14 protein-coding genes are annotated in these 13,837 nt (G+C 70.0%); 9 read left to right on the top strand and 5 right to left on the bottom strand.

Going from position 1 to position 13,837, the window contains the following annotated elements; all coding sequences use genetic code 11:
* Positions 1-269: 269 nt before the first annotated feature.
* The gene (locus tag Afe05nite_RS31590; RefSeq protein ID WP_239118326.1) at positions 270-1,340 is read left to right on the top strand and encodes an SGNH/GDSL hydrolase family protein; all 1,071 of its coding nucleotides are present in this window, start codon (positions 270-272) and stop codon (positions 1,338-1,340) included.
* 51 nt (positions 1,341-1,391) lie between these two features.
* Here Afe05nite_RS31590 and Afe05nite_RS31585 read toward each other — a convergent pair whose 3' ends face one another.
* Positions 1,392-1,760 (bottom strand): FKBP-type peptidyl-prolyl cis-trans isomerase, encoded by a 369-nt coding sequence (locus Afe05nite_RS31585; RefSeq protein WP_203820917.1) that lies wholly within the window; start codon positions 1,758-1,760, stop codon positions 1,392-1,394.
* A 136-nt stretch (positions 1,761-1,896) separates the two neighbouring features.
* Here Afe05nite_RS31585 and Afe05nite_RS31580 point away from each other — a divergent pair, with 136 nt between their 5' ends.
* The 5 genes from Afe05nite_RS31580 to Afe05nite_RS31560 all read left to right on the top strand — a co-directional run bounded on the left by Afe05nite_RS31580 (position 1,897) and on the right by Afe05nite_RS31560 (position 5,930).
* A complete protein-coding gene (locus Afe05nite_RS31580) occupies positions 1,897-2,808 on the top strand; it encodes a lytic polysaccharide monooxygenase (RefSeq protein ID WP_203820916.1) in 912 nt (303 codons plus the stop codon).
* Positions 2,809-2,968: 160 nt separating this feature from the next.
* Complete coding sequence (locus Afe05nite_RS31575) at positions 2,969-3,163, top strand: hypothetical protein (RefSeq protein WP_239118325.1); 195 nt, start codon at positions 2,969-2,971, stop codon at positions 3,161-3,163.
* 15 nt (positions 3,164-3,178) lie between these two features.
* On the top strand, positions 3,179-4,570 hold the full coding sequence (locus Afe05nite_RS31570) for a DUF4331 domain-containing protein (protein WP_203820914.1): 1,392 nt from the start codon (positions 3,179-3,181) through the stop codon (positions 4,568-4,570).
* Positions 4,567-4,911 carry a phospholipase gene (locus Afe05nite_RS31565; protein WP_203820913.1) on the top strand — a complete coding sequence of 115 codons (345 nt, stop codon included), beginning with the start codon at positions 4,567-4,569 and terminating at the stop codon, positions 4,909-4,911. Before Afe05nite_RS31570 ends, Afe05nite_RS31565 begins: the two co-directional genes overlap by 4 nt.
* 20 nt (positions 4,912-4,931) lie before the next feature.
* Entirely contained in the window at positions 4,932-5,930 is a 999-nt protein-coding gene (locus Afe05nite_RS31560; protein WP_203820912.1) for an AraC family transcriptional regulator, read from the top strand.
* On the opposite strand, the gene glgC is transcribed toward Afe05nite_RS31560, so the two are convergent.
* The gene (glgC, locus tag Afe05nite_RS31555; protein WP_203820911.1) at positions 5,927-7,159 is read right to left on the bottom strand and encodes a glucose-1-phosphate adenylyltransferase; all 1,233 of its coding nucleotides are present in this window, start codon (positions 7,157-7,159) and stop codon (positions 5,927-5,929) included. The genes Afe05nite_RS31560 and glgC overlap by 4 nt on opposite strands.
* A gap of 175 nt (positions 7,160-7,334) precedes the next feature.
* Here glgC and glgA point away from each other — a divergent pair, with 175 nt between their 5' ends.
* On the top strand, positions 7,335-8,534 hold the full coding sequence (gene glgA / locus Afe05nite_RS31550; protein ID WP_239118324.1) for a glycogen synthase: 1,200 nt from the start codon (positions 7,335-7,337) through the stop codon (positions 8,532-8,534).
* Here glgA and Afe05nite_RS31545 read toward each other — a convergent pair.
* On the bottom strand, positions 8,516-9,388 hold the full coding sequence (locus tag Afe05nite_RS31545; RefSeq protein WP_203820910.1) for an NAD(P)/FAD-dependent oxidoreductase: 873 nt from the start codon (positions 9,386-9,388) through the stop codon (positions 8,516-8,518). The two genes, glgA and Afe05nite_RS31545, sit on opposite strands and share 19 nt — an antisense overlap.
* Before the next feature lie 54 nt (positions 9,389-9,442).
* Here Afe05nite_RS31545 and Afe05nite_RS31540 point away from each other — a divergent pair, with 54 nt between their 5' ends.
* Positions 9,443-11,062 carry a glycoside hydrolase family 10-like protein gene (locus Afe05nite_RS31540; protein ID WP_203820909.1) on the top strand — a complete coding sequence of 540 codons (1,620 nt, stop codon included), beginning with the start codon at positions 9,443-9,445 and terminating at the stop codon, positions 11,060-11,062.
* On the opposite strand, the gene Afe05nite_RS31535 is transcribed toward Afe05nite_RS31540, so the two are convergent.
* On the bottom strand, positions 10,996-11,877 hold the full coding sequence (locus tag Afe05nite_RS31535; protein WP_203820908.1) for an SDR family NAD(P)-dependent oxidoreductase: 882 nt from the start codon (positions 11,875-11,877) through the stop codon (positions 10,996-10,998). The two genes, Afe05nite_RS31540 and Afe05nite_RS31535, sit on opposite strands and share 67 nt — an antisense overlap.
* A 59-nt stretch (positions 11,878-11,936) precedes the next feature.
* Here Afe05nite_RS31535 and Afe05nite_RS31530 point away from each other — a divergent pair, with 59 nt between their 5' ends.
* Positions 11,937-12,863, top strand: a complete 927-nt coding sequence (locus Afe05nite_RS31530; protein WP_203820907.1) for an AraC family transcriptional regulator — start codon at positions 11,937-11,939, stop codon at positions 12,861-12,863.
* Here Afe05nite_RS31530 and Afe05nite_RS31525 read toward each other — a convergent pair.
* Positions 12,799-13,815 (bottom strand): GlxA family transcriptional regulator, encoded by a 1,017-nt coding sequence (locus tag Afe05nite_RS31525; RefSeq protein WP_203820906.1) that lies wholly within the window; start codon positions 13,813-13,815, stop codon positions 12,799-12,801. The two genes, Afe05nite_RS31530 and Afe05nite_RS31525, sit on opposite strands and share 65 nt — an antisense overlap.
* Positions 13,816-13,837 lie beyond the last annotated feature (22 nt).

Genomic DNA, 13,837 nt, shown 5'->3' with positions numbered 1-13,837 from the left:
GGAAGTGGGCGCTTGGGTCTTGCCTCGTCGAAGCGGTTCGACGACGATCGGGCCATGCGCAATATATCGATGTTGATGGATCTGCGGTCGTGAGGCCGCGTCGTCGGGCGGTCGGCTGGGGGCTCGCCGTGGCTGTCGCTCTCAGTTTGCTGCCCAACTCCGCCGCCGCGGCCGCCGGGCCGGGAGGGATGAGCGCGGCGGCTGATTCGGGCGCGGGGAAGGGGGGCGGGCGCTGGGTGGGGGCCTGGGCCAGTAGTCCGCAGCGGGAGGTGGGGCCGACGTTCGCTCGGCAGACGCTGCGGATGATCGTGCACCCGACGGTGGGTGGGGAGACGGTGCGGATTCGGCTGTCCAACGCGTTCGGGGCGGCCGATGTGACGTTCGGCGCGGTGGGGGTTGCGCGGGCGGTTGCCTCGGGGTCGGCCGAGCTTGTGGCGGGGACGGCCCGGCGGGTCACGTTCCGGGGGCGGGCCGGGGTCACGGTCAAGATGGGGGCGGCCGCGGTCAGTGATCCGGTCGACCTGAGTGTGGCGTACGGGCAGGACCTCGCGGTGGACGTCTATGTGACCGCGGGCGCCGACGCGGCGGCGATCACCGGGCACGATGCGGCTCAGGGCACGCAATTCGTCGGCGCGGGGAATCTGGCCGGGGGAGCGGGGGCGGGCTTCACGTCGTACGTCAATAGCTGGTTCTGGCTTGCCGGGGTCGATGTCGAGGCCGGTCGGGGGGTGCGGGGGAGCATCGTGGCGCTCGGGGATTCGATCACCGACGGGGCCTACACCACCTGGAACGGCAACGATCGGTGGACCGATGTGCTTGCCGGGCGGCTCGGGGGACGGTTCGGCGTGCTCAATCAGGGGATCGGTGGCAATCAGGTGCTCACCGATCGGACCGACTGCTGTGGAGCCGGCACCAGCGTCTCGGGGTTGAAGCGGGAGAAGGCCGACGTGCGGCGGCAGACCGGGGTGCGCTACCTGATCCTGGCCGACGGGATCAACGACATCGGCTACAACGCGGCGGCCGAGGACCTGATCGCCGGGCTGCGGACGATCGCGCAGCGCGCGCACCGGGCGGGGATTCGGGTGATCGGTGCGACGATCACGCCCTACGGGTGCGCGGCCGGGTGTTTCGGGCCGGCGCAGGAGGCGACTCGGCAGGCGGTCAACGCCTGGGTGCGCACGGCGGGTGAGTTCGACGGGGTGGCCGACTTCGACGCGGCGCTCCGCGATCCGGCGAACCCGTCTCAGGTCTTGCCCGCCTATCAGGCCGACCACCTGCATCCCAACGTGGCCGGGCAGCGCGCCATGGCCGAGTCGATCGACCTGCGGTTGTTCCGTTGATGCGGGGCAGAGGGAGGCGGGCCGCCTCCCTCTGCCCCCGCGCGGAGCTGCCTACTTCACGCCGAGCAGGTCAACGATGAAGATCAACGTCTCGTTGGGCTTGATGACGCCGCCGGCGCCACGGGCGCCGTAGCCCAGGTGCGGCGGGATGGTCAGCTTGCGGCGGCCGCCGACCTTCATGCCCTGTACGCCCTGGTCCCACCCGCCGATCACCTGGCCGGCACCGAGCGGGAAGTCGAACGCCTCACCGCGGTCCCACGAGGCGTCGAACTGGACGCCGTTCGAGTGCGAGACGCCCACGTAGTGCACGGTCACGAGCTGGCCGGCGGTGGCCTCCGGACCGTCGCCGACGGTGATGTCCTCGATCACCAGGTCGGCGGGCGGCTCGCCCTGGATCGGGCCGATCTCGGGCTTTTCCATGTTTCTCCTCCGGTTCGGTTGGAACCCAGCCATGCAATCACACCGGCTTCAAAGGTGAACGGCTGACCGGGCATCTGCGTACTTCCCCGTGCGGAGCCGGCCCGGGCCCCGCTGTCTCGCCACCGGGAGTACGCCCATGATCCGCCGACTCGCCGCCGCTGCCGCCGTCGCGGCACTGGCGCCGCTGATTACCGCCTTACCCGCGTTCGCGCACGGTGCACCCACCACCCCGATCAGCCGCAGCGCCGCCTGCGCGGCCGGAGGTGGGACCGCCACCGGCACGGCGGCCTGCAAAGCGGCGCTCAAGGCCAACGGCGGGCCGTTCGGGACGTTCGACAACCTGCGGGTTCCCAACGTCAACGGGGACGACCGGAAGTTCGTGCCGGACGGGGAGCTGTGCAGTGGCGGCCTGACGAACTTCAAGGGCCTGGACGTCGCGCGGGACGATTTTCCGTCGACGGCGGTGAGTGCGGGGGAGACCCTGAAGATCAAGTATCGGGCGACACTGCCGCACGCCGGCAGCTTCCGGATCTATCTGACGAAACAGGGGTTCGACCCCACTCGGCAGCTCAGCTGGGATGATCTCGGCGGCAAGCTGGCCGAGATCAAGGACCCGCCGCTGCGCGGTGGCGCCTATCAGATGAGCGTGAAGCTGCCCTCGGACCGGACCGGGCGGCAGATCCTCTACATCGTCTGGCAGACGTCGAGCACGGTCGACACCTACTACTCCTGTTCGGATCTGGCGTTCGACGCCGCGCCCGCCGCGAAGAAGCCGGCGGTGAAGGCGGCCGTGAAGCCGGCTGTGACGGCGGCCACGTCCAAGAAGCCGGACATCGCGGAGACGACGGAGAAGTCGGCGGAACCGGTGGCGGCGCCGGCGGAAACTTCCGACGCGACCGGGCAGACCCGGGCGATAGCCACTGTGAGTGAGGATACGCAGGCCACGCTGGGTCACCAGATCTTGATGGGTGCCGTGCTTCTGGGGGGCGGGGCGCTGCTGTGGGCGGTTGTTGGGACTTTCCTGAGAAAGAGGCGAGAAAACCTTTGAACCTCCCAGGTTCGGTCCTCGTACTGATGAGCGTCGACGCTGCAAACCCGTTCCTGAAGAGAATGACGAAAGGCCGACCATGAGTCGTGTTCGTTACCGCGGCCCGGCGGACTCCCGCCTCAACCGCCGCAGGGTTCTCGCCATCGCCGCGACGGCCGGTGTGGGCGTCTCCGTCGCCGGTGTCGCGGGGCTGAGCCTCGCAGGTGAGACCGAGGCGAAGGACGACGGCCAGCCCCTGGTGATCTCCGTGCGGGACGCGGGCAAAGGCACCATCGACATTTTCAAGGGCGGTTCGAAAAAGACCGTCACGAACAAGAAGCTCGCCGCCGAACTCGTCAAAGCCGCAAAGGCCTGAAGGGAGCTTTTCTAAATGTCTTCGCATCGTGAAGCTCCGGAAATCAGCAAGGACCCGGTCGCGGACTCGTCCGACCTTTACGCCTTCGTCAGCCCGGACGACCCGGACACTGTGACGATCATCGCGAACTACGTTCCGATGCAGCTTCCGGCGAGCGGCCCGAACTTCTTCGAGTTCGGTGACGACGTCCTGTACGAGATCCACATCGACGCCAACGGTGACGCGCGACCGGACGTGACCTACCAGTTCCGGTTCCGCACCGAGTTGCGTAACGACAAAACGTTCCTCTACAACACCGGCCAGATCAAGTCGCTCGACGACGCGAACTGGAACCGGCGGCAGTTCTTCTCGGTCACCAAGGTCGACGCGCACGGCAAGAGCACGGTGCTGCACTCGAAGCTGCCCTGCCCGCCCTGCAACGTCGGCAAGATCTCGATCCCGAACTACGAGAAGCTCGCCGCCGACGCGGTCGCCAAGCTCAAGACCGGCGAGAAGGTGTTCGCCGGCCAGCGCGCCGACGCGTTCTTCGTCGACCTCGGCTCGATCTTCGACCTCGGCACGCTGCGCCCGTTCCAGGACAAACACCTGGTCGGTCAGAGCCTGTTCAACTACGCCGGCAAGGCGGTGAACGCCGTCGACAAGCTGAACGTGCACTCGATCGCCATCCAGGTGCCGCTGCACATGGTGCGCCGCGACGGCAAGAAGAAGGTCAAGGCCAGCGACCCGGGCGCGGTCATCGGCGTCTGGACGTCGGCGAGCCGCCGCCAGGTGCAGGTCCGCCAGGGCGACAAGAAGAACGCCGACGTCGAGGTCGGCCCCCAGGTGCAGGTCTCCCGGCTGGGCAACCCGCTGGTCAACGAGGTCGTCATCCCGATGGCCCAGAAGGACCTGTTCAACAGCCTGGAGCCGAAGGAGGACAAGCGGTTCGCCGGGTTCGTCGAACAGCCCGAGCTCGCCGGGCTGCTGCCGGTGCTCTACCCGGGCCTGTTCAACAACCTCGACAAGCTCAACAAGGCCAAGACGCCGCGCGCCGACCTGGTCGCGATCCTGCTCACCGGCATCCCGGACGGGCTGATCAAGGGCTTCCAGAACGCCACCGGCGACGTCAAGGCCGACATGCTGCGCCTGAACACCGCGATCCCGCCGGTGAAGGAGCCGAAGAAGTTCGGCATCCTCGACGGCGACCTGGCCGGCTTCCCGAACGGGCGCCGCATCGAGGACGACGTGGTCTCCATCTCGATCAAGGCGGTGGCGGGGGTCACCTTCGCGTTGGTCGACGAGAAGTTCAAGCCGGACGCCGCCGCGGGTCTGGTCGAGCAGGGCCTGAGCATCAAGAACTCCAGCGCCGGCCTGCTCAAGAAGTTCCCCTTCCTCGGCACTCCGTTCGACGGGTTCAACAACCCATGAGCCACTCACACACGCACCACACGATGGCGCCGAGCGGGCAGGGCACAGTCGTCCTGAACATCGGCAACGGCGTCGGCGCGCTGCTCATCCACACGCCGGGCCGGTTGCACGGCCACGAGATCGAGGTCAGCCCGATCGACGACCCGGGAACACGGACGCACGCCGCGGTGCGCGCCCGCTATGTCCGGGGCGGGGTCATGTGGAGTGTCGTCATCGACAGTCTCCCGGCCGGCCCGTACACGGTCTGGCGGGATCCGGTGACGCCACTCGCCGAGGTCGATGTCCCGGACGGCGGCGTAGGCGAGTTCACCTGGCCCGTGGAGGCCACCGTCGCGGCCTGACGAGGTCTAGGGTGGACGGCATGGTCGGCCCGGCCACGCCTCTCGACACACCGGTCCACATCGCGCTTCACACCCGCGACGTGGCCGAGGCCAAGGCGTTCTGCCGCCAGATGTTCTACGGCCCGCTGCAGGTCACCCCGATCGGTGACCTCAGCGGGTTCGCCTTTTCCGGCGACGTGGTGATGCTCGGTCCGGTCACCGTCGGCGAGATCAGCTACGGCGCCGACATGCACGTCAACATCGGCGATCTCGAGACCGCCTATCACGTGCTGGCCCCGCTGACCGGCACGCTGCGGTCCCGGCACCGCGGCGCCACCGTGCTGGCCGACTCGACCCGGGCGGCGGTGTTCCGCCCGGTCGGGGACATCGACCTCTACTGGCCCGGCGACTGCCGGCTGCTCAGCGTCAAGGTGGAGCGGGCGGCCCTCGAACGCGAACTCGACGCGGCCCTCGACCAGCGCTTCGTGTCCCCGCTGCTGCTGGGCGAGAGCTTCGACCTGGTCGACGGCCCCGGCCGCACGTGGGCGGCCCTGGTGCGGCTGCTGCACGCCGAACTGTGCGCCGAGAACGGTCTGATCCGCCAGCCGCGGATGGCGTCGCGCTGGCGCGACATGGTGGTCAGCGGTCTCGCGCTGACGGTCGAGCACCCGTACGGCGTGGACGAGCCCGCCGGTCTGCAGGGCCCGCGCCGCCCGCGGACGGTGAAACGAGCGCTGGATGCCATGCACGCCGAGCCGTGGCACCAGTTCACGGCGGCCGAGCTGGCATCGGTCGGCGGGGTGGGCATCCGCGTGCTGCAGGAGTCGTTCCGGCAGCACGTCGGGATGTCCCCACTGACGTACCTCAAGCGATTACGCCTCGACGGCGTGCACGCCGAGCTGTCCCGCTCCGACCCATGGCAGGTGAACGTCAGCGAAGTGGCCTACCGCTGGGGCTTCACCCACCTGGGCCGCTTCGCCGGCGCCTACCGCGAGAGGTTCGGTGTGTCCCCCTCGCAGACGTTGCGGGACCGGCGTTAGAGCTCGATCCGCTGGCCCTTGCCGATGACCACGATGCCGTTGTCGGAGACCGTGTAGAGCTTGCGGTCGCGATCGAGGTCGACGCCGATCTGGGCGCCCTCCGGGATCACCACGTTCTTGTCGATGATGGCGTTGCGCACGATCGCGCGGCGGCCCACCGACACGCCCTCCATCAGCACCGAGCCCTCGACGTGCGCCCAGGAGTTGATCCGCACGTTGGGGGAGATGACCGAGCGCTCCACCAGGGAGCCGGACACCACCACACCGGGCGAGATCATCGACTCGATGGCGCGGCCCTGCCGGTCGTCGTAGCCGTGCACGAATTTCGCCGGCGGCCAGGAGCCGTAGTTGGTGAAGATCGGCCACTCGTGGTTGTAGAGGTTGAAGATCGGCAGCGTGGCGATGAGGTCCATGTGGGCCTCGTAGAACGAGTCGAGCGTGCCCACGTCGCGCCAGTAGCCGCGGTCGCGGTCGGTGCTGCCCGGCACCGAGTTGTCGCGGAAGTCGTAGACGTTCGCCTCGCCCCGCTCCACGAGCATCGGGATGATGTTCCCGCCCATGTCGTGTTTGCTGTCGGGGTTCTGCGCGTCCCGGGTGACCGCCTCGCACAGGGCGCGGGTCGTGAAGACGTAGTTTCCCATCGAGGCGTACACCTCGTCGGGGGAGTCGGGCAGGCCCTCGGCGTCCCGCGGTTTCTCCCGGAACGCCTTGATCCGCCGGCCGTCCGCGTCGACGTCGATGACACCGAACTGCCAGGCCTCGGAGCGGGGCTGGCGGATGCCGGCCACGGTCACCGCGGCGCCCGAGGCGATGTGGTCCTCGACCATCTGCTTCGGGTCCATGCGGTAGATGTGGTCGGCGCCGAAGACGATGACGTAGTCGGGTGACTCGTCGTTGATCAGGTTGAGGCTCTGGTAGATCGCGTCGGCCGACCCGGCGAACCAGCGCGGCCCGAGACGCTGCTGGGCCGGCACCGGGGTGACGTAGTTGCCGAGCAGCGTCGACATCCGCCACGTCTTGGTGATGTGCCGGTCGAGCGAGTGCGATTTGTACTGGGTCAGAACGACGATCTTGAGGTAGCCACCGTTCGCCAGATTCGACAGGACGAAGTCGATCATGCGGTAGATGCCACCGAAGGGCACGCCGGGCTTGGCCCGGTCCGCCGTCAGGGGCATGAGGCGCTTACCTTCACCACCGGCCAGAACGATTGCAAGCACCTTGACAGCCATGGAAGGACGCTAACTTTCCGCCAGCACTAATGCCAGCCGAGATTCGGAGCCGTTCGAGATTCCGAGCCGTTCGAAATTCGGAGCCGGTCGAAGAAGGCAAAATCGGCGAGGGTCAGGCTACCGGATCTTGCGAGCCGCCGCGCCGCTTCCGGTGGGAGGCACTAGGCTCCGCTACGTGACAACATCGCTGCGCGTCGACCTCATCACCCGGGAATACCCGCCCGAGGTCTACGGCGGTGCCGGCGTGCACCTGGAATACCTCTCCCGCGACCTGCGCGACCTCGCCGACGTGCGCGTCCACTGCTTCGGGGCGCCCCGCACCGAGCCCGGCGTGACGGCCTACCCGGAGCCCGCCGAGCTGGCCGGGGCCAACGCGGCGCTGCGCACGATGGGGGTCGACCTCGAGATCGCGGCCGGCTGCGAGGGCACCGACATCGTGCACAGCCACACCTGGTACGCGAACTTCGCCGGCCACACCGCCAAGCTTTTGCACGGCGTTCCCCACGTGGTGACCACGCACAGCCTCGAGCCGCTGCGCCCGTGGAAGGCCGAGCAGCTCGGCGGCGGTTATGCGCTGTCGTCCTTCTGCGAGCGCGTCGCCATCGAGAACGCCGACGCGATCATCGCGGTGTCCGGCGGCATGCGGCGCGACGTGCTCACCGCGTACCCCTCGGTCGATCCGGACAAGGTACGCGTGGTCTACAACGGCATCGACACCGAGCAGTACACCCCGAACCACGGCACCGACGTGATCGAGCGGCTCGGCATCGACCTCAACCGGCCCAGCGTCGTCTTCGTCGGTCGGATCACCCGGCAGAAGGGCCTGCCCTACCTCATGCGGGCCTGCCACGACCTGCCGCCCGAGACGCAGATCGTGCTGCTCGCGGGCGCGCCCGACACCAAGGAGATCGCCGCCGAGGTCCAGGGCCTGGCCGACGATCTGCGCCGCGCGCGCGACGAGAACGGCGTCATCTGGGTCCAGGAAATGCTGCCCAAACAGGAAGTCGTCCAGGTCCTCACGCACGCGACCGTGTTCGTCTGCCCCTCCATCTACGAGCCGATGGGCATCGTCAACCTGGAGGCGATGGCCTGCGAGACCGCCGTCGTCGCCACCGCGACGGGCGGAATCCCCGAGGTGGTCGCGGACGGCGAGACGGGCCTGCTGGTGCCGATCGAGCAGCTTTCCGACGGTACGGGCACGCCGGTGTCGCCGGACAAGTTCGTGGCCGACCTGACCGCGGCGATGACCACGCTGATCCGGGATCCGCAGCGGGCCGCCACCATGGGCAAGGCGGGCCGCCGCCGCGCCGTCGAGAAGTTTAGCTGGTCCCGGATCGCGCAGGACACGCTCGAGGTCTACCGCTCGGTGCTCTGATCCCGGCCGAGCTGCCGGAGGATGGCGCGAGCCGTCGCCCGGCCGCTCAGCCAGGCCGTCTGCACGCGGGGCCGGCCGAACGCGTCGCCGCACACATAGACGTTGCCGTACCGGGCGAACTCGTCGCGTCCGGGCCGCGGCTGGGCGTGCGGCCAGTAGCGGGTGACGATCCGCGGCGTCTCGCTGAGGCCGAGATGGTCGCCGACCGCCTCGGCCAGCTTCTCGCCACCGGAGTGCTCCTTCGCGTACCCCGCCGTCGAGTGCGCCACCAGCACCGGGGCGCCGTCCCCACGCCGGTCGCCGTCGTCGAAGACGGTGGCGAGCACCGGATGGTCGTTGACGAACGCGCCGGCGAAGTCGGGCCACGACCTCCGGGCGTACGTCAAGATCGCCGTCAGCACCGGTGACCAGGACTGTTCCGCCACATCGGCGAAGATCCGGCGGGCCTGCGGGCCGGGCATGGCAAGCACCACCGCCTCGGCGTCCGGCAGTTCGGTGATCCGGACGCCAAGGGTGACGTCGAGTCCGCGCGCGAGGTCCTTGGCGAGGCTGTTGAGGCCGTCCGGCGCCGCCCAGCGCATCGGCCCCGATCCCTGCTGACCACGCAACGTGTCGGTCCACGGGTGGGCGAGGCCGTCGATGCGCCAGGTCTGCAGGCGGCCGAGGAACCCGGGGTCGTCGGCGGTCAGGTAGGCGGCCCCGGTGTCGACCCAGCGACCGTCGATCTGCTCACTGGCCAGACGTCCGCCAACTTTGTCCGTTTGTTCCACCACCTTGGCCGGAACGCCCGCGTTTACCAGCTCACGGGCGCATGACAGCCCCGCTATACCCGCTCCTACAACGACGACAGTCACTCCGAGACTCTACGGCGGGTGGCGCTCCCGTGCGGGCAAGGCAGACTGTTCGGCATGCTCCACCGGCGCCGTCCACCCGTCCGGCTGATCATCACCCTCGCTTCACTGCTCGTCGCGCTGGGTGTGTTAGGCCTCGGTCTGCTGCGAGCGGCGGTCTATCAGCCGGCCGCCGTGCTGGCCGACCCGCTCCAGCCCGCCGCTCCGGCGGCCCCCGAGGTTGCGACTGTCGCCGGGAAATGCGGTGGCGTGCCGATGACGGCGACCAGGCAGACCCGCGGCTTCTGGCTCACCACGGTCATGAACATCGACTTCCCGAGCCGGCCCGGTCTGTCCCAGGCGCAGGTCAAGGCGGAGTACGACAGGTGGCTCGACCTGGCCGTGGCGCAGAACCACAACGCGATCTTCGTGCACGTGCGGCCGAGCGGCGACGCCGTCTGGCCGTCCGAGTTCGCGCCGTGGACGGAGTGGCTCACCGGCCGCCGGGACAACAGCTCCCCGGGCTGGGACCCGATGGCGTACATGGTCGAGCGGGCGCACGCCCGGAACCTGGAGTTCCACGCCTGGTTCAACCCGTACCGGGGGACGCAGCCGGGCCCCGACGGACCCGGCGCCGACTTCACCAAGCTCGCCCGCAACCACCCGCTGATCACCCATCGCGAATGGGCGATCGCCTACCCGAAGGGCAGCCAGGCCCGGCTGTACTTCGATCCCGGCATCCCGGCGGCCCGCCGGTTCGTCGAGGAGTCGATGCTGGAGGCGGTCAAGAAGTACGACCTCGACGGCGTGCACTTCGACGACTTCTTCTACCCCTATCCGCAGGCGGGCGAGGACTTCCCGGACGGCGCCAGCTACGCCAGGTACGGCAACGGGATGTCGCGCGGCGACTGGCGGCGCACCAACGTGGACACCCTGGTCCGCGAGATGAACGAGCGGATCAAACAGCTCAAGCCGTGGGTGAAGTTCGGGATCAGCCCGTTCGGCATCTGGCGCAACGCGGAGACCGACCCGGCCGGTTCGGATTCGCACGGCCTCGAGGCGTACGACGCGATCTACGCCGACACCCGCAAGTGGGTGCGTGCCGGCTGGCTCGACTACATCGTTCCGCAGCTCTACTGGAACATCGGCTTCGCCAAGGCCGACTACGCCAAGCTGCTGCCGTGGTGGACCGACCTGGTCAAGGGCACGAAGGTGCAGCTGTGGATCGGGCAGGGCGACTACCGGGTGGGGGAGAAGGGCGCCTGGAGCAACCCGGCCGAGATCGACCGGCACCTCGACCTCGACAAGAAGGCCGGCGTGCAGGGCGAGGTGCACTTCAGCGCCAAGTCGGTGCGGACCGACCGGCTCGGCTCGGTCTCCCGCTACGCCAAGAACCACTACTCGGCGCCGGCCCTGCCCGCCGTGATGACCCAGCTGCCGGCGGCCCCACCGGCCGCGCCGTCCCTGTCGGCGGCGCAGAGGGCGGGACCGGCCCTGGAGTTCACGGCGGCGGCGCCGGGCGCTACGAGCTGGGCGCTCTACCGGGTCTCCGGCGGGGCCGCGGCGCTGGTCGCGACCGGGCGCAGCGGCACACCGGTGGTCGACCCGAAACCGGCGGCGGCCCGGTCCGTCTACTGCCTGACCGGGCTCGACCGGTCCGGCAACGAGGGGGCCCCGAGCGCCCCGCTGACCGCCTGAGTGGCGAGGTCCCACAGCCGGTCGGCCGAATCGCCGTCGACCACCGCCCGTTCCTGGTTGTCCTCGTCGAAGAAGCGCCCGGTCACGCCGGCCAGCAGCGGTGACGCGGCGAGCAGCACCTCGGTCGCGGCGCCCTGCTCCAGGGTCTTGAAGTTGTCCGGGTGCAGCAGCGTGCCGTCCTCGGCCATGGCGCCCATCGACCGCATCGTGGTGTCGTCGAGGTGCCGCTGCAGCGCGGTGTGGATGCGGCCCGGGGCCAGCGCGTTCGCGGTGATCCCGGCGGCCTGCCAGCGCTCGGCGAGCGCGACCGCGAGCAGCACGCCGGCGGTCTTCGACTGGCCGTAGGCGGCCCACGGGTCGTAGGCGCGCCGCTCGAAGTGCGGGTCGGCGAAGTCGATCGGCGCCTGCGCCCCGGAGCTCACCACGACGATCCGGGCCCCTTCGGTCAGGTGCCGGCGCAGCCTGGTGATCAGCGCGAAGTGGCCGAGGAAGTTGGTCGCCAGCTGCAGCTCCCAGCCGTTGGCGGCCCGGGTCAACGCCGGCAGTGCCATGATCCCGGCGTTCGCCACGATGCCTTGCAGCGGGCCGTCCCACGTGTCGGTGAACCGTTCGACGCTGCCGAGGTCGGCGAGGTCGAGATCGGCCCGGGTGGTGGCGGCGACCTCGGCGCCCGCGTCCCGCAACGCCCGGGCGGTCGCCGCGCCGAGTCCCGAACCGCCGCCGGTGATCAGGAAACGCTTCCCGGTCAGGTCGACGCCGGCCAGGACCTCGGCGGCGGTGGTGCCAACGGTGTACGGGGTGGTTACTCGTGTCATGTACTCAGCTTCCGCCCGTCGAGCTGGACGTGGAATAGTTGGCCATCCAAGATAGTTTCGTGAGCGTCCAACCCGCTGATCCCCTCGAAGACGTGCTCGCCCTCGTCGGCACGACCAGTCGTCTTTCCGTCGGACTGGTCGCGGGTGGGGAGTGGGCCCTCGACTTCGACCCGCCGGCGGCCGTGAAGTTCAACGCCGTACGCCGCGGAAGTTGCCTCCTGATCGTCGACGACGTCGTCTGGCCACTGGCCGAGGGCGACTGCTTCCTGCTCACCCGGCCGCAGCGGTTCGTGCTGGCCAGCGGGCTCGACGTGGCCCGCCGCCCGGCCGGCCCGGTGTTCGCCGCCGCCACCGGCGGGATCGCCCGCACCGGCAGCGGCGACGACGTGTTCCTGCTCGGCGGCCGGTTCGACTTCGGTGCCCGGGCCCGGGAGCTGCTGCTCGACGCCCTGCCGCCGGTGCTGCACGTGCCCGGCGGCACCGAGGCGGCCGCCACCCTGCGCTGGGCCCTGTCCCAGATCGACGCCGAGCTGCGTGACCGCCCGGTGGCCGCCCGCCTGGTGGCCGAGCACCTGGCGCTGGTCATGCTGATCCACATCCTGCGCCTGCACCTGGCCACCACCCCGCCGGCCGGCCCGGGATGGCTCGGCGGCCTGGCCGACCCGGTGGTGGCTCCCGCGCTGCGCGCCCTGCACGCCGATCCGGCCCGCGCCTGGACGGTGGCCGACCTGGCCGCGGTCTCCACCGTGTCGCGCTCGACCCTGGCCGCCCGTTTCAAACAGGCGGTCGGTCAGGGGCCGCTCGACTATCTGACCGGCTGGCGCATCGAACTGGCCGCCGACCGCCTCCGCCGCGGCGACGGGCTGGCGGCCATCGCGCACGCCGTCGGCTACGGCTCGCAGAGCGCGCTCAGCACGGCGTTCAAACGGGAGACCGGCCGGTCACCGCGCGAGTTCCGGCTCGCCCCGCCACCTGCGGAACGATGAAGCGCCGACGGTAGTCCGCCGGGCTCACGCCGAGGTGGCGCTTGAACAGGGAGCGCATGTTCGCGCCGGTGCCGAGCCCGGCGCGCCGCGCCACCGATTCGAGCCCGTGCGCGTCCTGTTCGATCAGGCGGCAGGCCAGGGTGACCCGCTCGGCGGTGAGCCAGGCCAACGGGGTGATGCCGAGCTCGGCCCGGAATCGGCGGTGCAGGCTGCCCGCGCTCAGCCCGGCGCGTCGGGCCAGGTCGGCGACGGTGATCGGCTCGTCCAGGCGCTCCTGGGCCCAGGCCAGCGCGGGCGCGAGGGAGTGGTCGACGGCCGGTGGCATCGGGCGTTCCACGAACTGGCGCTGGCCGCCGTCGCGGTAGGCGGCGAAGACGAGGCGGCGGCTGACGTGGTTGGCGACCTCAGCGCCGTGATCGCGCCGGACGATGTGCAGCCCGAGGTCGAGCGCGGCGGCACTGCCGGCCGACGTCAGCACGTCACCGTCGTCGACGAACAGGACGTCGGGCTCCAGCGTCACCGCCGGGAACCGCTGTCGGAACTCCGCGGCGAGGTCCCAGTGGACCGTTGCCCGGCGGCCGTCGAGCAGACCGGCCTCGGCCAGGGTGAACGCGCCTGTGCACAGCCCGACCAGGCGAGCTCCGCGCCGGTGGGCGCGGCGCAGGGCGGTGAGCAACTGCGGGCGGGTCGGCGTCTCGACGTACGGCCGGTTGGGCACGATCACGGTGTCGGCCCGGTCGATCTCGTCGAGCCGTCCGACCGCGCCGACGCTGAACAGGGCGTCGCGCATGGGTGTCGACCGGCGCGGGGCGGCCACCCGGAGGTCGTACAGCGGGAAGCCGATCTCCGGCCGCAACGGGCCGCCGAAGATCTCGCACGCGCAGCCGACCTCGAACGGGTTGGACTGTTCGTCGACGACGAGGACGACCCGGTGTGAGGATCCTTGCGGCATCGGTCATTCCTACCACTGCCGC

Origin of the sequence: Paractinoplanes ferrugineus, from assembly GCF_016862195.1 — a bacterium.
GTDB classification, from domain to species: domain Bacteria; phylum Actinomycetota; class Actinomycetes; order Mycobacteriales; family Micromonosporaceae; genus Actinoplanes; species Actinoplanes ferrugineus.
This window is presented reverse-complemented; position numbering and strand designations above follow the sequence as displayed.